18 protein-coding genes are annotated in these 19,750 nt (G+C 64.8%); 13 read left to right on the top strand and 5 right to left on the bottom strand.

Going from position 1 to position 19,750, the window contains the following annotated elements:
- The first annotated feature begins 27 nt into the window (after positions 1-27).
- A complete protein-coding gene (locus tag J6595_RS11170) occupies positions 28-4,272 on the top strand; it encodes a hypothetical protein (RefSeq protein ID WP_209594635.1) in 4,245 nt (1,414 codons plus the stop codon).
- A gap of 167 nt (positions 4,273-4,439) precedes the next feature.
- Positions 4,440-5,351, top strand: coding sequence for a LysR family transcriptional regulator (locus J6595_RS11165; protein WP_209594634.1), 912 nt, complete (start codon positions 4,440-4,442; stop codon positions 5,349-5,351).
- Positions 5,352-5,777: 426 nt separating this feature from the next.
- Here the strand turns inward: J6595_RS11165 and J6595_RS11160 are convergent, their stop codons facing one another.
- The 5 genes from J6595_RS11160 to J6595_RS11140 all read right to left on the bottom strand — a co-directional run bounded on the left by J6595_RS11160 (position 5,778) and on the right by J6595_RS11140 (position 10,430).
- A complete protein-coding gene (locus J6595_RS11160) occupies positions 5,778-6,917 on the bottom strand; it encodes a pyridoxal phosphate-dependent aminotransferase (protein ID WP_209594633.1) in 1,140 nt (379 codons plus the stop codon).
- A gap of 93 nt (positions 6,918-7,010) precedes the next feature.
- Positions 7,011-7,808: an amino acid ABC transporter ATP-binding protein gene (locus J6595_RS11155; RefSeq protein WP_209594632.1), complete on the bottom strand. Its 798-nt coding sequence runs from the start codon at positions 7,806-7,808 to the stop codon at positions 7,011-7,013.
- The gene (locus tag J6595_RS11150; protein ID WP_209594631.1) at positions 7,777-8,667 is read right to left on the bottom strand and encodes an amino acid ABC transporter permease; all 891 of its coding nucleotides are present in this window, start codon (positions 8,665-8,667) and stop codon (positions 7,777-7,779) included. Before J6595_RS11150 ends, J6595_RS11155 begins: the two co-directional genes overlap by 32 nt.
- Positions 8,668-8,708: 41 nt before the next feature.
- Positions 8,709-9,632, bottom strand: a complete 924-nt coding sequence (locus J6595_RS11145) for an ABC transporter substrate-binding protein (protein WP_209594630.1) — start codon at positions 9,630-9,632, stop codon at positions 8,709-8,711.
- Between the two features lie 120 nt (positions 9,633-9,752).
- Positions 9,753-10,430 carry an RraA family protein gene (locus J6595_RS11140; protein ID WP_209594629.1) on the bottom strand — a complete coding sequence of 226 codons (678 nt, stop codon included), beginning with the start codon at positions 10,428-10,430 and terminating at the stop codon, positions 9,753-9,755.
- 203 nt (positions 10,431-10,633) lie between these two features.
- Here J6595_RS11140 and J6595_RS11135 point away from each other — a divergent pair, with 203 nt between their 5' ends.
- The 11 genes from J6595_RS11135 (at position 10,634) to J6595_RS11085 (ending at position 19,750) form a co-directional block, all read left to right on the top strand.
- Positions 10,634-10,834: a hypothetical protein gene (locus J6595_RS11135; RefSeq protein WP_209594628.1), complete on the top strand. Its 201-nt coding sequence runs from the start codon at positions 10,634-10,636 to the stop codon at positions 10,832-10,834.
- Between the two features lie 27 nt (positions 10,835-10,861).
- Entirely contained in the window at positions 10,862-11,989 is a 1,128-nt protein-coding gene (locus J6595_RS11130; RefSeq protein ID WP_209594627.1) for a LysR substrate-binding domain-containing protein, read from the top strand.
- 92 nt (positions 11,990-12,081) lie between these two features.
- Entirely contained in the window at positions 12,082-13,068 is a 987-nt protein-coding gene (locus tag J6595_RS11125) for a TRAP transporter substrate-binding protein (RefSeq protein WP_209594626.1), read from the top strand.
- Positions 13,069-13,106: 38 nt separating this feature from the next.
- Positions 13,107-13,580, top strand: a complete 474-nt coding sequence (locus J6595_RS11120) for a TRAP transporter small permease (protein ID WP_209594625.1) — start codon at positions 13,107-13,109, stop codon at positions 13,578-13,580.
- Positions 13,577-14,866 (top strand): TRAP transporter large permease, encoded by a 1,290-nt coding sequence (locus J6595_RS11115; protein ID WP_209594624.1) that lies wholly within the window; start codon positions 13,577-13,579, stop codon positions 14,864-14,866. The genes J6595_RS11120 and J6595_RS11115 overlap by 4 nt, the downstream gene beginning before the upstream one ends.
- Before the next feature lie 19 nt (positions 14,867-14,885).
- Positions 14,886-15,824: a dihydrodipicolinate synthase family protein gene (locus J6595_RS11110; protein ID WP_209594623.1), complete on the top strand. Its 939-nt coding sequence runs from the start codon at positions 14,886-14,888 to the stop codon at positions 15,822-15,824.
- 144 nt (positions 15,825-15,968) lie between these two features.
- Entirely contained in the window at positions 15,969-16,148 is a 180-nt protein-coding gene (locus J6595_RS11105; RefSeq protein ID WP_209594622.1) for a hypothetical protein, read from the top strand.
- Between the two features lies 1 nt (position 16,149).
- Positions 16,150-16,929 (top strand): SDR family oxidoreductase, encoded by a 780-nt coding sequence (locus tag J6595_RS11100; RefSeq protein ID WP_209594621.1) that lies wholly within the window; start codon positions 16,150-16,152, stop codon positions 16,927-16,929.
- Between the two features lie 36 nt (positions 16,930-16,965).
- Positions 16,966-18,192, top strand: coding sequence for a D-amino acid dehydrogenase (locus tag J6595_RS11095; RefSeq protein ID WP_209594620.1), 1,227 nt, complete (start codon positions 16,966-16,968; stop codon positions 18,190-18,192).
- 41 nt (positions 18,193-18,233) lie between these two features.
- Positions 18,234-18,620 (top strand): Rid family detoxifying hydrolase, encoded by a 387-nt coding sequence (locus tag J6595_RS11090; protein WP_209594619.1) that lies wholly within the window; start codon positions 18,234-18,236, stop codon positions 18,618-18,620.
- A gap of 2 nt (positions 18,621-18,622) precedes the next feature.
- Positions 18,623-19,750: a PLP-dependent cysteine synthase family protein gene (locus J6595_RS11085; protein ID WP_209594618.1), complete on the top strand. Its 1,128-nt coding sequence runs from the start codon at positions 18,623-18,625 to the stop codon at positions 19,748-19,750.

The following is a 19,750-nucleotide window of genomic DNA, read 5'->3' as shown; positions in this document are numbered from 1 at the left end:
TCCAGCAATCCCCGGACATCCGCGACCATGACGACGATCTCCTCGCAGACCCTTCTCCAGATCAAGACCACCCCGGCCAAAACCGTCTCCAGCTGGAGCGTCGAGGAGCTGACCGCGCTCAGCCCCGTCGAGGTCGGGGCGTTGAACGCCGCGCAGATTGCGGCCGTTTCGGTCGATGCCATCGCCCAGCTGTCCGAAGCCCAGGTTTCGGCGATTTCCGCGAAAGCCATCCGCGGCCTCACGTCGGACCAGATTGCGGCGCTTGGAACCGACAAGATCGCAAGCCTTGGAAAATCGCAGGTCGCGGCGCTCACGGGGTCTCAGATCGCGGGTCTCACCACCGATCAGGCGGAGGCCCTGACACCCGCGCAGATCGGCAGTCTCGGGCGTACGCAGATTGCAGCCCTCAGCATTGCCGACCTTGCAACCTTCTCGACCGCGGATATCGCCGCGATCAGCGTCGTCGGACTGTACGGCCTGTCGGCTGAGAAGATCGCCTCGCTCTCCGGCGACCAGGTTTCGGCTCTGACGACGACCCAGATCGCGGCATTGAGCGCCGGCCAGGCCAAGGCCCTGACCGACACGCAGGTCCAGCTGCTCAGTCCGGCCCAGATGGGCGCCTTCGGGCCGAGCCAGATCGGCGCGCTTTCGCCGGAAAGCTTTGCCGCGCTCTCCACCTCCCAGATCGCCGCGATCAGTGCGCGCGCCGTCACCGGGATCACCAGCGCGCAGATCGCGGGAATGAGCGCCGAGCATGTGGAGGCTCTTTCTCCCCAGCAGATCGCCGCCATGTCGTCGAGACAGGTCGCAGCCTTCGGCGCCGACCAGATCGCGCAGTTTTCAACCGCCGATTTCGCGGCGATCAGCCCAAGGTCGATCGCCGGCCTGTCGGCCAGCGCGATGTCGGCGCTGACGGCGGATCAACTCGGTGCGATGACGACCGGCCAGGTTGCCGCCCTGAAGGCGAGCCAGATCAAGGCGCTCTCGTCCGCGCAGATCGAGACGCTGTCGATCGCGCAAATCGGCGCATTGTCCGCCGTCCACGTGGCAGCCCTTGGCACCGAGGGCCTCGCCAGCCTCTCCCCGGCGCAGGTGGCCGCGATCAATCCCAAGGCCATGCCCGGTCTCACCACCGTCCAGATCGCAGGAATGACCGCAGCCCAGAGCGAATCGCTGAGCACGTCGCAGGTCGCAAGCCTCAGCCTGACCCAGGTCGCGAACCTGACGAGCGAGCACGTCACAAGCTTCTCGCCAGCCAAACTCGCCGCAATCGGCGCCAATGCGATCGCCGGGCTTTCGACGCAGAATATCGCCGCGCTCAGCCTCGAGCAGGTGTCTGCTCTGAAGACGGCGCAGGTGGTCGCGTTGAAGCCCGCCCAGATCGGCGCTCTCACCGCGCCACAGGTCGATAGCCTGTCGGTGCAGCAGATCGGCGCCATGACGGCCGCGCAGGTGGGCGCCCTCTCCCTTCCGGCCCTCGGCGAATTGTCCGCCGAACAGATCACGGCGCTGAAACCGAGCGCCGTCGCCGGGCTGACCGCAGCGCAGGTCGCGGCCCTGACGCCGGCGCAGGCCGAGACCTTCACCCCGTCGCAGGTCACCAGCCTCACCGCCCGGCAGCTCGCCGCCATCACTTCCACCGCCATGGAGCGCTTCTCCCGGGCGGACATCGCGGCGATCAGTCCGGCCGCCATTTCCGGACTGTCCGCCGACAATGTCGCGGCTCTCAGCCTCGACCAGTTCGCCGGCCTCACCGCCAGCCAGATCGCCGCGCTGAAGCCGGCACAGATCGCCGCCGTCACGCCGGCTGAGGCCGAAGCGCTGACGACGCCGCAGATCCGCGCCTTCTCGGGGCCGCAACTCGCCGCCCTTGCGGCCGACAGTCTCGCCGCGCTCACGCCCGAGCAGATGGCGGCGTTCACGCCCAAGGCGGTCGCGGGCCTGACCGAAACCCAGACCGCCGCCCTCTCGCAGCCGCAGATCGAAGCCTTGCTGCCGGCGCAGGCCGCGGCGCTCACGTCCCGGCAGGTGGCGGCGCTGAGCGCCGACCAGCTGGCGGCGCTCTCGCCGGAGGGCGTCGGGGCATTGACGGTCAGCGCCCTTGCGACCATCTCCGGCGACAAGATCGCCGGCTTCGACGAGAGCCAGATCGCCGCGCTTTCGCCGGCCCAGATCGCCGGGCTGAAGCCCGCGCAGGCGGCCGCCCTGACGCCCTCGCAGATCCAGAGCCTGTCGCTCCCGCAGATCCGCGGCCTGACGGCGGCGCAGCTTTCCGCGATGCCGGACGTCTCCATCGCCGCTTTGTCGGTGGAGCAGGTCGCCGCCCTCAACGCCAAGGCCGTGTCCGGCCTGACGGCGTCACATGTCGCGGGCCTCACCGCGCTGCAGGCCGAGGCGCTCACCCCGGCGCAGGTGGCCGCGCTGACGGCGGCGCAAGTCGCGGCGCTCAGCCCGGCGGATCTGGCGACCTTTTCGCCCGCCGACATCGCCGCGATCGGGACCGGCCCGGTGTCGAGCCTTTCGGCGGACGCCATTGCCGGTCTCGCCGTCGAGCAGACGTCAGCCTTTTCCGCAAGCCAGATCGCCGCGATGAAGCCGGCGCAGGTCGCCGCGCTGACCCCGACCCAGACGGGCGCCTTTTCGACTAACCAGATCGCGGCCCTCACCGCGACGCAGGTGGCCGTGCTGTCGAGCGACCAGCTGACGGCCTTGTCGGGCGATCAGCTGGCCGCAATCAGCGTCAAGGCCATTGCCGGATTGACCGCAGACCAGATCGCAGGCCTCACCGCCGACCGGATTCACGATCTCACGACGAGGCAACTCGCGGCATTGACGGCGACCCAGCTTCAGGCCGTCAGCCTCGACGCGGCGGCGAGTTTTTCGGCCGCCGATATCGCCGCGCTGAGCCCCGGCTCAATCTCCGGCCTGACCACCGCGAATCTCGCCACCTTCGGCGCCGATCAGATCGCGGCCCTGACGAACGGCCAGATCGCAGCCTTGACCACGGGCCAGCTCAATGCCTTGTCCCAGACGCAGACGAGCGCCCTGTCGACGACGCAGATCGGGGCCCTCGGGGCCGGCCAGGTGTCCGGTCTTTCGGCCGACACGCTCAATGCATTCACGCCGGATCAGTTTGCCGCGATCGGTAACAAGGCGATCGCCGGCCTGACCGCAGCGCAGATCTCGTCCCTCGGCGACGAACAGATCGCCAGGCTGACGACGACCCAGATCGCCGCTCTCAGCTCGACGCAGGTCGCAGCCTTCGGCAGCTCCGCCCTCGCCGCACTGTCGTCCAGCAGCATCGCCTCGCTTACCGGCACGGCGATTGCCGGCCTGCCCGCCGAAAAGATCGCCAGCCTCAGCCTCGATCAGGTCTCCGCCCTTCAACCGGCACAGATCGCCGGGCTGACGGCCGACCAGGTCGCCGCCCTTTCGCCCTCGCAGGTGGAGATCCTGACGACGACGCAGATCGCCGCCCTCACCGCCGGCCAAGCGGCCGCGCTCTCAACCGACGGGATCGGCGCGCTCACCACGACGCAGGTCGCAGCCCTGACGCCGAAGGCGGTCGCGGGCCTCATGCCGGCCCAGATCGAGGCCCTGAGCCTGGCGCAGGTCAGCAGCTTCTCTTCGGCGCAGATCGGGGCGCTCGGTTCCAGCCAGATCACCGCGCTTTCGGCCGCCGACCTCGCCGCCTTCTCCACCGCCCAGATCGCGGCGATCAAGTCGACGGCGATCGCCGGGCTGTCCGCCGACCAGATCTCGGCGCTCGGCGGCGATCAGATCGCTGCCCTGACCAACGCGCAGATCGGGGCCTTTTCCTATTATCAGCTGAGGGCGCTCGACACGCCGCAGATCAAGGGCATGACCGCCACGCAGATCGGCGCGCTCAACGCCATCCAGGTGGCGACGTTCAGCACCGACAAGATCACGGGATTCTCGCCCGAGCAGATCGCCTCGATCAGCCCGAGCGCCATCGCCGGGCTGACGCCGGACATGATCACGGCCATGACCGCCGAACAGACGGAAGCCCTGACCTCCATCCAGGTCGCGAGCCTCGGCGCGGCACAGATCGCGGCGCTCAGCAGCAGCCAGATCTCGGTCTTCTCGGCGGCGGACATCGCGGCGATCAGCACCACCGCGATCACCGGCCTGTCGCCGAGCAGCATCATGGCTCTCAGCCCCGAGCACCTGCAGGCGATCACACCGACCCAGAGCCAGTCGCTCGACACGCTGCAGATCACCGCGATCATCTCGGCCTACAGATCCTACTGATCGCGCCCATCGGCACGATCCCGCCCACTGCGACGCGAGAGCCCCCGTAAAGCCCGGCTTGAGGCCGTGCCGATCGCCGCGTAGGACTGGCGCTGAGCCGTATCCGCAAAGCCCGATGCGGTTCCAGCTTCGTGAAACGCTTCGAATGGAAAAGGGCCGCGGCCCGCATGGTGACGATAAAGCAGATCGAGGCGGTTTACTGGATCGCCAAACTCGGCAGTTTCGACGCGGCCGCCGCGCGTCTCTGCACGACGCAGTCTGCCGTCTCGAAGCGGATCCAGGAGCTCGAGGCGCGCTTCGGCATCGAGATCTTCGACCGCAGCCGGCGTTCGGCGACCCTGACCGCCAAGGGCGAGGAAATCCTGCGTTCGGCGCGCCAGCTGCTCGATGCGCGCAACACGCTTCTGACCCAGATGAACACCCAGGAGGTGATGTTTCACAGATTGCGGCTCGGTGTCACCGAGCTGACCGCGCTGACCTGGCTTCCGAATCTCGTTGCAAAGCTGAGGAGCCAGTTTCCCCAGTTGGAGATCGAACCGGTCGTCGGCCTCAGCCACGCGCTGCACCAGCAACTCGTCGATGGCGCGATCGATCTGATCGTCGTCCCGGCGGGGCTCGACAATCCGCGCTTCGAGCAAGTGCCCGTCGGCAAGGTCGAGAACGTCTGGATGTTCGCCACGGGATTCATGCCGGCCAAGCGCAGCTTCACGCTGGCGGAGATCGCCGAGCAGACCCTGATCGCGCAAGGCAAGGATTCCGGCATCGGCAACGCCTACAGCCAATGGTTCCGCGCCAATGGCGTGGAGCCGCCGAAAGTCGTCGTCTGCAGCAATCTGGTGGCCCAGATCGGCCTGACGGTATCCGGTCTCGGCCTCAGCTACCTGCCCGGGAAATGTCTGTCGCATCTCGTTCGTCAGAAGGTGTTGCACGTCGCCAGGACGTCGCCCCGTCTTCCGACCACAAACTACATCGCCATGTACCAGCCTGCCCAACCCGTCGACTTCCACGGCGAGGTCGCTCGGCTGTGCCGCGAGTGCTGCGATTTCTCACGCCTCGTTCTGCAGACGGGTCTGCCTTAGCGCCCCCGCGTCCTATAGGACGCCATGGTGCGCGACACGATGTGCTTGAGGGGGGGCACGGCGTGATCGAGAAGACGCAGCATTCGACGCTTCGTCATTCTCGGGCCCCGTCCCGAGAATCCAGAAACTTCGACAAAACAAAAGCTTAACTGGAGGACTGGATGCTCGGGACGGGGCCCGAGCATGACGAGCGCGATAAGAGCGGACGTCAGATCTCGGAGTGCCAGGCCCTCGATATGCGCCGTTCGACTAGACTGTCGTGCACGACGATTGGACGCCGAAAGAACGCTCCAAGTGGCTGGCTCTATGCATCGTGCTTTCGAGAAGATCGATTCCCATCTTCGGGCCGATGGTGTAGATCAGGGTGCCGGTCGAATCCTGTTTGACGCGCGCCTGCGCAGGCCTGCCCGGGCGCTCAGATACTCCTCAGGTCTCGAAGACCGACAGGAAACGGCGACAGCCTTCAACGATGCTTTCGCGATCAGGCGCGAAGGACAGGCGAAGCCGGTATGTCCCCCCTGTGCCAAACTCGCTTCCCGGGCGCACGCGCACCCCGCTCGCCAGGCATTTTGCGGCGACTGTCTGGGATGGCCCGAAGTGCTCTGGATATTTCACCCAGAGATAGAACGCGCCCGACGGGACGGAGAAATCGACCGGGCCCTTGTCGCGCAGGCAGGAAACCATCAGCGCGCGGCGCTCCTGGAATTCGCGCCGCATCGCCTCGGCCTCACCGGCCGCCCGTTCGAGCGCCGCGATCGCGGCATACTGATTGGCGGTGTTGACGGCGCCGTTGAAGGTTCTGTGCGCGGTCGAGGCGGCCGCGACGAGCTCTGCGGTCCCGACGAGATAGCCGACGCGCCAGCCCGTCATGGCGTATTTCTTGGAAAAGGTGCGGCTGACGATCAGCCGGTCCGCCAGACCCGGCACCGCCAGGGCGGAGACGAACTCGCAGCCGTCGAAGACGATGCCGTCATAGGCCTCGTCGCTGAGCACCAGGAGGTCGCAGGCCCCGGCGATCTCGCTGAGCTCTTGCCATTCCTCGGCCCCGACCACCGTCCCCATGGGATTGGATGGCTGACACAGGATGATCATCTTCGCCGAGACGGCCAGTTTCCGGATCTCGCCGAGATCGAGGCCGCCATCGGGACGCCGGCCGAATCCCCTGATGGTTCCGCCCGCCAGCCTGATGGCGTCGGCGTAGAGGGAATAAGTGGGGTTCTCGATGAGGACGACGTCGCCCGGATCGATCAGCCCGAGGATGGTGGACGACAGCCCCGCCGTGCCCCCATGCGTGACGAGAACGTTCCTCGTGTCGCATAACGGGCTCGAAGGCGGGACGGCGTGGGCGAGAATCGCCTTTACCAGATCGGGAGCGCCGGTCTGGACCGCATAATGCGTCATGCCCTCAGCCAGCGCTTGCGCCTGGGCCTCGACGACGCATTCGGGCGTGGCGAAACTCGGCTCGCCGATCGCCAGCGAGATGGCGGACCCGCCATCGGCGGAAAGCGCGCTTCCGCGCAGCGAGTTGGTGCGGATCTCTTCGATACGCGCGGCGGCAGGGTTCATAGTGGTCATTCCCAAACGATCGAGAGGTCGAGCCGGCGCGGCGGCGAGCATCGACGCTTAAAACGGACCCGCCTTTTCGCCGGAAGCTTGCGGTCAGGCCCGCGCGTTGAACCGGCCGAGGAAAGCCTGCGTGCGCTCGGCCTGCGGATTGTCCAAGACGTCGCCGGGCGCGCCCTCCTCGACGATCTTGCCATCGGCCATGAAGACGACGCGGTTGCAGACGTCGTGAGCGAACTGGATCTCGTGCGTGACGACGATCATCGTCATTCCCGATTCCGCGATCTCGCGCATGACGGTGAGGACCTCGCCGACCAGTTCGGGGTCGAGCGCCGAGGTCGGCTCGTCGAACAGCATGACTTCCGGCTCGCCGGCCAGCGCCCTTGCGATCGCCACGCGCTGCTGCTGACCGCCGGAGAGCTGTGCCGGATAGGCGTCCGCGCGATCGGCGAGCCCCACCCGCTCGAGCAGGGCATGGGCGCGAGCCTTCGCCGTCTTCACGTCCACCCCGCGAACGTGGACCGGGCTTTCGATGATGTTCTCGAGCGCGGTCTTGTGGGAATAGAGATTGAAGTTCTGGAAGACCATGCCCGTGCGTGCACGCTGCCGGGCGAGTTCCCGTCCGCCGATCTCGCGCAGCACGTTGCCCTTGCGGCGATAGCCGATGTAGTCGCCGCAGACGCGGATCGTCCCGCCGGTCGGCTTTTCCAGGTGGTTGACGCAGCGCAGCAGCGTGGATTTGCCGGACCCCGACGGGCCGATGATCGCCAGCACCTCGCCCGCTTTGACGTTCAGCGAGATGCCGTCCAGAACCACCTGGGCACCGAAAGCCTTGACGAGACTGTTTATCTCGACGGGATGGTCAGAGGTTTTCGGAGACAGCGTTTCTTGCATCGCTCAATTCGTCGATTTGAGGTTTCTTCGGCTTGCCCGGAGCACTGTTGCCATAGCCCCGGCCGAACGCCCGCTCGAGATAGGTCTGGCCGATCGTCGCCACCGTCACGAGGACGAGGTACCAGATGCTCGCGACCACCAGCAGCGGGATGATGGCGAAATTGACCGAGTAGATGTCGGTGACGTTGCTGAGCAGGTCGCCGCCGGAAATGAAGGCGACCAGGGACGTAGCCTTCAACAGGTTGATCGCCTGATTGCCCGTCGGCGGAATGATGACGCGCATGGCCTGCGGCAGAACGATGCGCCACATCGCCTGCGCCTCGGTCATGCCCGTCGACAGCGCCGCTTCCTTCTGCCCCTTGTTGACGGACAGGATGCCGGCCCGCACGATTTCGGCCATGTACGCCGCCTCATGCAGCGAGAAGCCCAGAACCGCGGCCGTGAAGCCCGATATCAGCGTGTTGGTCGAGATGACCTGGTAGTATTCGGTGAACGGCACGCCCAGCACGAGATGCGGAAACAGGGCCGCAATGTTGTACCAGAAGATCAGCTGGACCAGCAGCGGCGTTCCGCGGAAGAACCACAGATAGCCAACCGCGATCGGGATCATCACGCGGCTGTCGGACAGCCGCATGACTGCGACAACGACGCCGAGAATGGTCGCCAGGATCTGGCACAGCACGGTCAGCCCCAGCGTCACCAGGACGCCGTTCAGAACATGGGCGTCGAAGAGATATTGGGCAACGACGTCCCATTGCATGTTCTTGTTGTCGAAAAGGCTCTTCCCGATGAGGACCAGAAACGCCAGCACCGCCAGGCCGATCGCGAGCTGGACCGGATGCCGGCGAGGCGCATACACCGGATTTCCGATGTATGCCGAGTTCGCGGCTGCGGCCTGCGTCACTTCTGCGACCCCGTCGCGTTGATCGCCGGGGCGTCCATCTGCATCTGGGACACGTTCCATTTGGCGAGGATCTTCTCGGTCGCACCCTGCGCGTAGATGCTCTGGAAAGCCTTCAGGAGCGCATCACGCAGCTTCCCGTCATCCTTGGGAAGAGCTGCGCCGTGATAGCCCTTGGCGAACAGCTCGCCGGCCAGTTCCAGCTTGCCGTCGGAGGCCTCGACCTGATGGGCGGCGATCGCATAGTCGATACCGGTCGTATCGACGCGGCCGGTCTGCAAGGCGAGATAGGTGTCGGCGCCGCTCGGATAGGTCTTCACATCGACCTTTGGCTTGCCTTCCTCTTCGCACTTGGCGGACTGCTGCTCGGCCAGCTGCACCGAAAGGCTGCCCTTGGGTCCTGCGGCCACGTGACCGCACAGATCCGCCAGGCTGTGGATCTTCAAGGGATTGCCCTTGGCGACCACCAGCATCTGGCCGGTCTTGGTGTAATCGACGAAATCCACCTGCTTCTCGCGCTCCACGGTATCCGAAAAGTCGGACATCGCCACGTCGATGCGGTGCGACAAAAGCCCGATGACCATGGAGCTGAAACCGGTGTTGATCACCTTGATCTTGATATCCAGCACCTTTTCGAGCGCCTGCATGAAATCGGCCTCGATGCCGGTGATCTTGCCGTCCTTGCGGAAGAGATAAGGGGCAAGCGTCGTCTCGCCGCCGATCGTCAGGGTCTTGGCGCTGCGGATCTCTTCGGGAAGGGCGTCGATGGCGGCCTGATCGGGCTTCAGGGAGGCGAGATAGTCGGCCGTGAGGAACTGCGTGCCCTGCCCGGCTGTGTCGGCGGCGTTCGCGACCTGAACGCCGGAGACCGACAGCACGCCTATCAGGGAGGCGCTCGCGAGGGACAACAGAAGTTTTTTCATGAGCATCATGTCTCCGGCCAAGTTGTGCGGTCACGACGACCGCGGTCTATGAATTTACCCAGGCGTTTGCCAAGGGGACGCGAATAATGCACCCCGCCGAAACGGGCTTCTCGATCCGTGCTAATCGATGAAGACGTAGCCGAGCTCCTCGAAGCGCTCGTCGACCCAGCTGCGATCCCACTTGCCGCTCTTGATGTCGCGCAGCTGGGCGTCTTCATTATCGTTCTTCGCCTTCGACGTGGCGTAGACATCCTCGACCATCGCCTTCGGCACGCAGACGAGGCCGTCGTCGTCGCCGAGCATCAGGTCGCCCGGCTCGATGACCATGCCGTCGATGGCGATCGGCACGTTGATCTCGCCGGGGCCTTCCTTGTAGGGGCCGCGATGGGTCACGCCGGCGGCGAAGATCGGGAAATTGCTGCGGTTGATGGTGGCGTAGTCGCGGATGGCGCCATGGAGCACGACGCCGGCTAGCCCCTTCGCCTCGGCATAGGCGGCCATGAGTTCGCCGAACAGGGCGTTGGTCAAATCGCCGCCGGCATCGACCACCACGACGTCTCCGGGCGCCGCCAGATCGAGCGCCTTGTGCAGAACCAGATTGTCGCCGGGGCGGCTCTTCACCGTGAAAGCCGGTCCGGCGAGGACGCCGCCGGCGTGCATCGGCCGCATCGAGCTGCCGCCGGCGGTGATGCGCAGCATGTTGTCGCTGACATTTGCGGCCGGTATGTCCTTGAAGCGGTTGACGAGATCGGGACTGACCTTCTCATAGTCCTTGACCACCCTGAGTGCGACTGGCATGGCGATTTCCAAATGAATTGCAGAGTTCGCTGGCCGTTGCGCATCCACGTTGCGTCCAGCTTCGGCAATATCGTGCGCATAGCTCGTCGCGGAAAAAAAACGAAAAAACCGTTCCCTGACTGATCACTTTTCGGAATACGTCACGAACTGACGCGAGAAAACGGCAGCGCCATTTGGGATGGGGCGCTCTGCCGGGTTGGCTGATGCCCGAAGCCGAGTGGCTCGGCGCGCTTGCGTTCGGACAGCGGCGCCCCGTCATCGTGGGAGCCGCCGAAAACGAGATCGACGAGGCGGCGACAGGCGCGGTCGCGCTCGAACTTCCCGGGCGTCCTCATGGCGGTGCTCCGGTCGGCCGTCAGACCAGTCGCAAGCCCGAATATGCGCCGTCTCCTGCCCGGAATTGAGGCCGGGGCGAGAGAGCTGGCCCGCCCTTGGCGATCGGCGCGGGGCCCCGCGCCGATCCGCACGACAAACCGCCGACCGTAGCAAAGCCGGTGTGGTTACCACGCCGGACCAAATGGCCTAGGGTCCAGGTCAGTCGATCCCATCCTCACCATCATGACGATGCGTGCCGCCTGTCGATCACCTCAGGCAGCCTCGGCAATGATACCAGCTTGACGGACGTCACCGCGCCTTGCGGGAAAGGCAGATCCATGAACCAGAAACAGATCACGGCCTTCAGGCTCGTCATGCGGCACGGATCGATAACCTCCGCGGCCCAGGTCTTGAACGTGTCGCAGCCGGCGGTCAGTCGCCTGATCGCCGATCTGGAGCAGGCCGTCGGTTTTCGTCTTTTCCTGCGCCAGGGTGGCAAGGTGCAGCCCACGGCCGAGGCCATCCAGTTCATCCAGGAAGTGGAACGGATGTATTATGGCTTCGAGCGTCTGGAACAGGCGGCGCGCGGGATCAAGGACCTGCGCCAGGCCACCTTGCACATCGCCAGCATGCCGATGGTCAGCTTCGACATCATCCCGCAGACGCTGAAGCGTTTTCTCGGCGATCATGCCGGCATCCGGGTGACCCACAACGTTCATACGTCCGCGCGGATCGTCGACATGATGACCTCGCGCCAGCTCGATTTCGGCGTCGCGCAGACGCATGTCGAGCGCGACGAAGTCGATATCGTCGCGTCCTATCGCAGCTATTGTGTCTGCGTGGTTTCTCCAGATCATCCGCTTGCCAGGGCCGAGAAGATCACGCTGCGCGATCTCGCCGAGCATCCGATGGTGGCGCTTGCCCACCATACGGTGACGGCCAATTACGTGACCCAGGCTTTCGCGCTCGCCAGCGTCACGCCGCATATCGCCGTCGAAAGTCAGCCGTCCTATTCTGCATGCGCAATGGCTGCGGTCGGCATCGGGGCTGCGATCGTCGATCCGTTCACGCCGGAAGTCTTCGGCGAGCGATTGGCCGCACTGCCGTTCGAATCATTAATTCCATTCGATTTTCACCTGATCAAGCCGTCCGACATTCCGCTGTCGCGCGCGGCAAGATCGTTCTGTGACGCATTGGCGCAAACCTTGTCCCGAATGCCCGGTATACAGCTGCTGGAACCATAAGTTTTCTGTATGAGATGAAACCGAAATTATATTTGATTTTATGTGGACGGGCACAGAACCTCTCCCAAGCGAAGACACAACGGATCTGCCTCATGAAATTCAGACATGTCCTCGCCACGGCGATAGCCTTGGCGATCAGCGCTACCACCGTCTCTGCAGCCGAGTTCAATCTGCGTCTTCACACGCTGGTCAAGTCGCCGCATCCCTATAACGACATGGCGGCGTACATGAAGAAGACGCTCGAGGAGAAGAGCGACGGCCGCATTGCCGTGCAGATCTTCGATTCCGGGCAACTCGGACAGGACCCAGCGGTGATCAGCGAGCTGGCGTTCGGGACGATCGACATGATGATCAGCACCACCAGCAATGCCGCCGAGCAGGTCCCCGAATACGGCATCTTCACCATGCCGTACCTCTTCTCCGGCATGGACGGCATTCTAGACAAGATCGGCCCCGGCACCAAGGTGCAGGAGCATTTCGAGAAGATCTACGAAGACCGCGGGCTTGGCATGCGCCTGCTGGCGCTCGGCGCCTCCGGGACGCGCAACCTCGCCACCACCGACAAGCCGGTCAACACGCTCGCAGACCTCAAGGGCATGCGCATGCGCACGCCGCCCTCGCCGATGGACTCCGAGACCTGGAGCGCGCTCGGCATGCTGCCGGTCACGATCGCATGGGGCGAGCTCTATGCCGCTTTGCAGACGGGCGTCGTCTCCGCCATGGAGAGCTCGCTTCCCGGCTATTCCGGTGCCAAGCTCTACGAAGTCGCTCCCTACCTGGCCCTGACCCAGCACACGCTGCAGATCAACCACATCTCGATCTCCGACGTCACCTGGAACAAGTTGCCGGAAGACCTGCAGAAACTCGTGCAGCAGACCGCGATCGAAGCCAACACGCTCGGCGTTCAAAAGGCGATCCAGTACGACTCCGAACTGGTCAAGTCGCTGCAGGCCGACCATGGCGTCAAGGTGACCCATCCCGACACCGCCGCGTTCCGGGCCAAGCTGGAGCCGATCCAGGCACAGCTCGCCAAGAAGGTCGGTCTCTCCCAGGAATATGAACTGCTGACGGCGAAGTAAGCGCCGTTCATATCCCCGTTCGGGAAGGGTTTTGTCCCATGTTGCGCCGTTTCAACGCGATGGTCGCAAAGGTGGTGGAGTTTGGTCTGTGGCTGGGCTTCACCGCATTGATCCTGACCGTCGGACTGCAGGTTCTTGCCAGAACGATCCTGAAGATCCCGCTCATCTGGACGCCTGATCTCGCCCAGCTCCTGTTCTCCTGGCTGATCTTCGTCGGCGCCGCGATCGCGCTTCGGCGAAACGCCCACTACAATGTCGACATGCTGCCACCGAGCTGGACCAGGCTCGACGCGCCGCTCGCCCTCGTCGGTTTCCTCGTGGCTGCCGGCGTCATCTATCTCCTCACGGTCAACGGCACCGTCCTGGCGCAATTGCGCATGTCGGGCACCATCCAGTCGCTCGGTATCTCCCGCGGCTGGATCTTCGCCTCCATCCCGGTCTCCGGCGTCCTGATGGCGCTGTTTTCGATCGAGGCGCTCGTCGAGATGCTCAAGGGAATGGCCGGAAAATGAATCCGCTTGTCCTTCTGATCGTCAGCTTTTTCGGGCTGATCATCCTGCGCATCAACATCGGCTTCGCGCTGATCGCATCGTCCCTCATCGTCATGTCGACCCAGGGGCTGCCGCTGACGTCGGCCGTCAACCAGATGTATTCCGGCATCGACAGCTTCACGCTTCTCGCCGTTCCCTTCTTCATGCTGCTCGGCCGCATCCTCAATGCCGGCTCGATCACGGATCGGTTGCTGCGGGTGGCCGATGCCAGCGTCGGCCACGTGCGCGGCGGCCTCGGCCATGTGAACGTCTTCGTCTCGATGGTGTTTGCGAGCCTTTCCGGTTCGGCTGCCGCCGATACGGCGAGCGTCGGCTCGATCCTGATCCCGGCGATGAAGAAGGCGGGTTACGATGCCGCCTTCGCCGCAGCGCTGACCGCCGCCTCGTCGACGCTCGGTGTCATCATCCCGCCTTCGATCGTGCTGATCGTCTACGGCGCCTTCGGCAATGTCTCGATCGGTGCGCTGTTCCTCGGCGGCGTGGTTCCCGGCATCCTCATCGGCATCGCGATGATGATCTACACCTATATCCTCGCCGTGCGCCGCGGCTATCCCGCCAATCCCTTCCCAGGCGTTCGCGCCTTTGGGGGCGTATTGAAGCGGGGAGCGGCTCCGCTTCTGATCCCGGTCCTCGTGCTGGGCGGCATCGTCGGCGGCGTCTTCACCCCGACGGAAGGGTCGATCATCGCGGTTGGCTGGGCCCTCTTCCTGTCGCTGGTCGTCTATCGCGACATTCCGTTCCGCGCCATGCCCAAGCTTCTGACGGATGCGGTCATCGACTTCGCCGTCCCGATGTTCACGGTGGCCGGCGCCGGCATCTTCGGCTGGCTGATCGCCTATCTCGGCGCCGCCCAGCTGGTGGTCGACTTCATCACCAGCGTCACCGCCAACCCCTATTGCATCATGCTGCTTCTGGTCGGCTTCCTGCTTTTGATGGGCACGGTGCTGAACCCGATCTCGGCGACGCTGATCTTCCTGCCGATCATCCAGGCCCTGGGCACGACCGCGGGCGTCAACCCGGTCCATCTCGGCGTTCTCACCACTATCATCCTTTCGGTCGGTCTCATCACGCCGCCCTATGGCATCTGTCTCTTGATCGCAGCGCAGATCGGCGAGGTCCGCATCGGCCGCGCCATGCTCGCAGCGCTTCCGATCTGCTTGCTGACCGTCTTCATCGCCTGCCTGTCGCTTTGGGTGCCGGACATCGTTCTCGGCCTGCCGAAGCTGCTCGTGCCGCAATATTTCTAAGTCTCAGGAGGATACAAGAATGGCCCACATCAAGCCGAAAGGCTCCTTTGTCGCCCTCGTCACGCCGATGAACAACGATGGCTCGATCGATTACGAAGGGTTCCGCACCCTGCTCGACTGGCACAGCGAAAACGGCACGCAAGCCGTCCTCATCATGGGCTCGACGGGCGAGGTCTCGATGCTCTCGGTCGAGGAGCGCAAGAAGATCATCTCCGAGACCGTCAAGATGAAGCCGGGCAAGATGCTGATGTATTACGGCATCACCGGCAACAACACTGCCACCACGATCGACTATGCCCGCTACGCCAAGGCCGAGGGCGCGGACGGGGCGATCCTCGCAGCTCCGGCCTATATCTGCGCCGACAACGACGCCATTACCGACTATGCGATGGAAGTGCTCGACAGCACGGATCTCGCCATGGGCTTCTACAACAACCCGCCGCGGGTGAAGACCGATCTGCACTGGACCGATCTTCTGAAGCTCGCCAAGCATCCGAACATGGTGGTGCTGAAGGAATCCACCACCCGCGTCGGTCAGGTGGCCCAGGTCTGCGCCGCCGAGCCCGACATGTCGATCATGTGCTGCTGCTCGCCCAATCTCGGCCTCGTGATCCCGACCATGGCGCTCGGCGGCCACGGCACGGCCAACATGACGGGCAACATCATCCCGCGGGAAATGGCCGTCATCTCCAAGGAATGGAAGACCGGCGAGGACGCCTTTGCCTGCCGCGAAGCCTGGCGCACCAACCTGCCGATGCTGCACTTTGCCTATTCGGCGATCAATCCGGTCGCCATCAAGACGATGATGCGCGTCATCGGCCTGCCATCCGGCCCGCTGCGCAAGCCGCTGAAGCCGATCGATGGTGTGAGGCTCAAGGCCGGTCTCGATGCCGTCGACAAACTGGGGCTGGCCGAACGCTACGGCTTCAAGGCCAATCTGGCTGTAGCGGCCGAATAAGCCCTTGACCATCCGGCGCAAGAGCAGCCTTTGCGACCGGGGCGCGTTTGAGGCGACCGTCGATGACGGTCGTCTTGAACAGACGCGTCCCATTGCCGTGGCGTCGCCCCCGTTGGAAAGACCGTTCCCGAAGGCGTCAGCGTGATGCCGACAGGCGGCTTTTTTGCGCCCCGCGAAACCGCCGTCGGTCCCCTGGAGCTCGACGGCGACCAGAACATACCGACCGCCGACCGGCAGACCTCCTCCCTCGCAAAGGCCTGCGCCGCCCCGAGTGTCCTTATGAGGATCGAGCCCTGGTCGAGCCTCACCGATCAGGGAGACTGAAATGGATCTGGGAATCAGGGGCCGCAAGGCGCTTCTGACGGGCGCCAGCAAGGGCATGGGCAAGGCCTGCGCCATGGCCCTGGCGCAAGAGGGCGTCGAACTGACCATCGCCGCGCGCAACGGGGAGACCCTAGAACGGACCGCGGGCGAAATCCGCGAGACGACCGGCGCTTCGGTCACGATCGTTGCGGCCGACATCACCGCGCAGGAAGGCCGTGCCCGGGTGCTCGCAGCCTGTCCCGACCCCGACATCCTTCTCAACAATGCAGGCGGTTATCCGCCCAGCGATTTTCGGCAGTGGACGCGTGAGGACTGGATCGGCGCCATCGACCTGATGATGCTCGCCCCGATCGAGATGATGAAATCCGTGGTGGACGGGATGATGGAGCGCCGCTTCGGCCGGATCGTCAACATCGTCTCGCGCAGCGTGAAGATCGCCCAGCTCGAACTCGGCCTGTCCAACGGCGCGCGCTCCGGCCTCGTCGGCTTTACCGCCGGCCTGTCGCGGCAGACCGTGGCCCGGAACGTCACCATCAACAACATCCTGCCCGGCATCATCGACAGCGATGCGCAGCGCGAGCACATCGCCGGCATGCTGGAGGAAGGCGGGCCGACATTCGAGGAGATCTGGCAGCGGCGCGCCAGCGCCAATCCGGCCGGGCGCTACGGCCGCACGGAGGAAGTCGGCGCCTATTTCGCCTTCCTGTGCAGCGACAAGGCCGGTTTCGTCACCGGACAGAATCTGCTGATCGACGGCGGCGGCTATCCCGGCACCTATTGAACAGAGACGGCAGACGAAGCGGACATCGACAAGACCATGAGAGTGATCGTCATCGGTGCCGGCGTCGTGGGTATCACCACCGCCTGGTACCTCACCGCCCATGGACACGAAGTGACCGTGATCGAGCGCCATGCCGGGCCGGCGCAGGAAGCAAGCTTCGGCAATGCGGGCGGCATATGTCCGAGCTTTGCCGGCCCCTGGGCGGCGCCGGGCATGCCGTTCAAGGCGGCGAAATGGCTGTTCGACGAATTTCCACCGCTGAAGATCCGGCCAAAGGCCGATCTGGCGCAATGGCGCTGGCTCTTTCAGTTTCTCTTGAATTGCCGCGCCGAGCGTTTCGCCGACAACAAGCGCCGCATGCAGCGCGTCGCCCATTATTCGCGCCATTGTCTGAACGAGCTCGTTCACGAACTCGCCCTCGACTTCGATTTCGCCACCGATGGCGTCCTGCAGGTCTTCCAGACCGAGGAGGAGGCCGAGGGCGGCCGCCGCGCGGCGGAAGTGCTCGATGGCCTCGGCATCGCGCATCGGCTGGTGGAGCCGCAGGAGATCGCAACGCTCGAACCTGCGCTCGCCCGCTCCGGGCTCGCTTTCACGGCAGGCCTGCATCTGCCGCAGGACGGAACCGGCGACAGCCACAAGTTCACCCTGGCCCTGACACGGCGCCTGGAAGAGCGGGGGTGCCGTTTCGTCTTCTCCTGCGACGCCTCTGATTTCAAGAGAGACGGCAACCGCGTCACCGGCCTGCAGACGGCGTCGGGCGAGATGACCGCCGATGCCTATGTCATCGCCGCCGGAGCCTATGCGCCGATGCTTTGCCGCAAGGTGGGTCTCCGCCTGCCGGTCTATCCCGTGAAGGGTTATTCGATCACCGCCCCGATCGTTTCGGCCGAGGCCGCGCCGCTCTCCTCGGTCATGGACGAACATTCCAAGGTCATGATAACGCGGCTCGGCGACCGGCTGCGGGCCGCAGGCGTCGCCGAGATCGCCGGCTATGATCGCAGCCTGCCGGAGGCCGCGCGCCGTGGACTGACGGATCGGGTGAGGATGCTTTTTCCCGAGGCCGTCGATTACGACGAGGCGCAGTTCTGGTGCGGTTTCCGGCCGATGACGCCGGCGGGGCCGGCGCGGGTCGGCAAGACCCGGCTCGACAATCTCTTCCTCAATGCCGGCCACGGCTCCAATGGCTGGACCCAGTCCTGCGGAACCTCGCGCATTCTGGCCGACATCATCTGCGGGCGCAGGCCCGATATCCAACCCTAGCGCGCCGCGCGTGAGCTCATAGAACGAAAGGACATTCTGCCATGCAAGCGATTTCCACCGAGAAGGCCCCGGCCGCGATCGGGCCCTATTCGCAGGCGATCTGCCAGGGCGATCTGCTGTTCGTCTCCGGCCAGCTGCCGATCGATCCGGCGACCGGGGAGTTCAATTCCGACGACGCCGTCGAGCAGGCCCGCCAATGTCTGGCGAACCTCGCCGCGATTGCAGAGGCGGCCGGCACGGATCTGACGAAGACCTTGAAGACCACCGTGCTTCTGACCGATCTTGCGAGCTTTGCCGCGGTCAACGCGGTCTATGGCGAAGCCTTCAGCGACCCTTATCCGGCCCGTGCCTGCTATCAGGTGGCGGCCCTGCCCAAGGGTGCGAAGGTCGAGATCGAGGCGGTGATCGCGATCGCGGCGGGCGCCTGATGATGAGCGAGATGCCCTGCTGCCCGCCGGTGACGGCGCTGCCCGCATGCGTCGACCGCGACTGGGCCAAGCATGCCGTCGCCATTCTGGAAGGCGACGGCCGCCGCTCCGCCGACACTCACTTGGTCAATCCGGTGTTTCGGGGCCTGAAGGGCATCTCGATCTATCTCAAGGATGAATCCACCCATCCGACCGGCAGCCTCAAGCATCGCCTGGCGCGCTCGCTGTTCCTCTATGGCATCTGCAACGGCTGGATCAGGAAGGGCACCACGCTCGTCGAAGCCTCGTCCGGCTCGACGGCCGTCAGCGAGGCCTATTTCGCCCATCTGCTGGAGCTGCCCTTCATCGCCGTCATGCCGAAGACGACGAGCCGCCAAAAGATCGAGGCGATCGAGCGCTTCGGCGGACGCTGCCATTTCGTCGACCTGCCCGGCGAGGTCTATGCGGTGGCGGCAAAGCTCGCCGACGAGGCGGGCGGCCACTATCTCGACCAGTTCACCTTCGCAGAACGGGCAACCGACTGGCGCGGCAACAACAATGTCGCCGAGAGCATCTTCGATCAGATGAAGGCGGAGGCCCATCCCGAGCCCGCCTGGGTGGTGATGAGCGCCGGCACCGGCGGCACCTCGGCGACGCTCGGCCGCTATATCCGCTACCGCAATTTCAGCACGCGGCTCTGCGTCGTCGACGTCGAGCATTCGGCCTTCTACGACGCCTGGAAGAGCGGCGACCGGGAGGCGACCTGCCCGCGTGCCTCGCGCATCGAGGGCGTCGGCCGGCCGCGGGTCGAGCCTTCCTTCATGCCGGGGGTGATCGATCACATGATCAAGATTCCCGACGCGGCCTCGATCGCTGCCATGCACGTCTTGTCCGACCGCCTCTTCCGCCGCGTCGGCGGCTCGACGGGGACGAATTTCTTCGGCCTGTGCTGGATTGCAAGCTGCCTGATGAAAGCCGGCGAACAGGGATCGCTGGTCTCGCTGATCTGCGACAGCGGCGATCGCTACACCTCGACCTACTACAATGAGGAATGGCTGAAAGCGAACGGCCTCGATATCGCGCCCTACCGGGAAATGATCGAGACCTTTCTCGATACGGGCACGTTTCGCAGCGACCTGATGGCGGAGTGA

Source organism: Jiella mangrovi (assembly GCF_017815135.1).
Lineage (GTDB): Bacteria > Pseudomonadota > Alphaproteobacteria > Rhizobiales > Rhizobiaceae > Jiella > Jiella mangrovi.
Note: the sequence above shows the minus strand (reverse complement) of the source record. Positions and strands in the feature narration are given on the sequence as shown.

Excerpts from the sequence above, each read along its gene's own strand:
- J6595_RS11170 (WP_209594635.1), top strand. The coding sequence starts at position 28 with ATGACGACGATCTCCTCGCAGACCCTTCTCCAGATCAAGACCACCCCG.
- J6595_RS11165 (WP_209594634.1), top strand. The coding sequence starts at position 4,440 with ATGGTGACGATAAAGCAGATCGAGGCGGTTTACTGGATCGCCAAACTC.
- J6595_RS11160 (WP_209594633.1), bottom strand. The coding sequence starts at position 6,917 with ATGAACCCTGCCGCCGCGCGTATCGAAGAGATCCGCACCAACTCGCTG.
- J6595_RS11155 (WP_209594632.1), bottom strand. The coding sequence starts at position 7,808 with ATGCAAGAAACGCTGTCTCCGAAAACCTCTGACCATCCCGTCGAGATA.
- J6595_RS11145 (WP_209594630.1), bottom strand. The coding sequence starts at position 9,632 with ATGAAAAAACTTCTGTTGTCCCTCGCGAGCGCCTCCCTGATAGGCGTG.
- J6595_RS11140 (WP_209594629.1), bottom strand. The coding sequence starts at position 10,430 with ATGCCAGTCGCACTCAGGGTGGTCAAGGACTATGAGAAGGTCAGTCCC.
- J6595_RS11135 (WP_209594628.1), top strand. The coding sequence starts at position 10,634 with ATGCCCGAAGCCGAGTGGCTCGGCGCGCTTGCGTTCGGACAGCGGCGC.
- J6595_RS11125 (WP_209594626.1), top strand. The coding sequence starts at position 12,082 with ATGAAATTCAGACATGTCCTCGCCACGGCGATAGCCTTGGCGATCAGC.
- J6595_RS11120 (WP_209594625.1), top strand. The coding sequence starts at position 13,107 with ATGTTGCGCCGTTTCAACGCGATGGTCGCAAAGGTGGTGGAGTTTGGT.
- J6595_RS11115 (WP_209594624.1), top strand. The coding sequence starts at position 13,577 with ATGAATCCGCTTGTCCTTCTGATCGTCAGCTTTTTCGGGCTGATCATC.
- J6595_RS11110 (WP_209594623.1), top strand. The coding sequence starts at position 14,886 with ATGGCCCACATCAAGCCGAAAGGCTCCTTTGTCGCCCTCGTCACGCCG.
- J6595_RS11105 (WP_209594622.1), top strand. The coding sequence starts at position 15,969 with ATGCCGACAGGCGGCTTTTTTGCGCCCCGCGAAACCGCCGTCGGTCCC.
- J6595_RS11100 (WP_209594621.1), top strand. The coding sequence starts at position 16,150 with ATGGATCTGGGAATCAGGGGCCGCAAGGCGCTTCTGACGGGCGCCAGC.
- J6595_RS11095 (WP_209594620.1), top strand. The coding sequence starts at position 16,966 with ATGAGAGTGATCGTCATCGGTGCCGGCGTCGTGGGTATCACCACCGCC.
- J6595_RS11090 (WP_209594619.1), top strand. The coding sequence starts at position 18,234 with ATGCAAGCGATTTCCACCGAGAAGGCCCCGGCCGCGATCGGGCCCTAT.
- J6595_RS11085 (WP_209594618.1), top strand. The coding sequence starts at position 18,623 with ATGAGCGAGATGCCCTGCTGCCCGCCGGTGACGGCGCTGCCCGCATGC.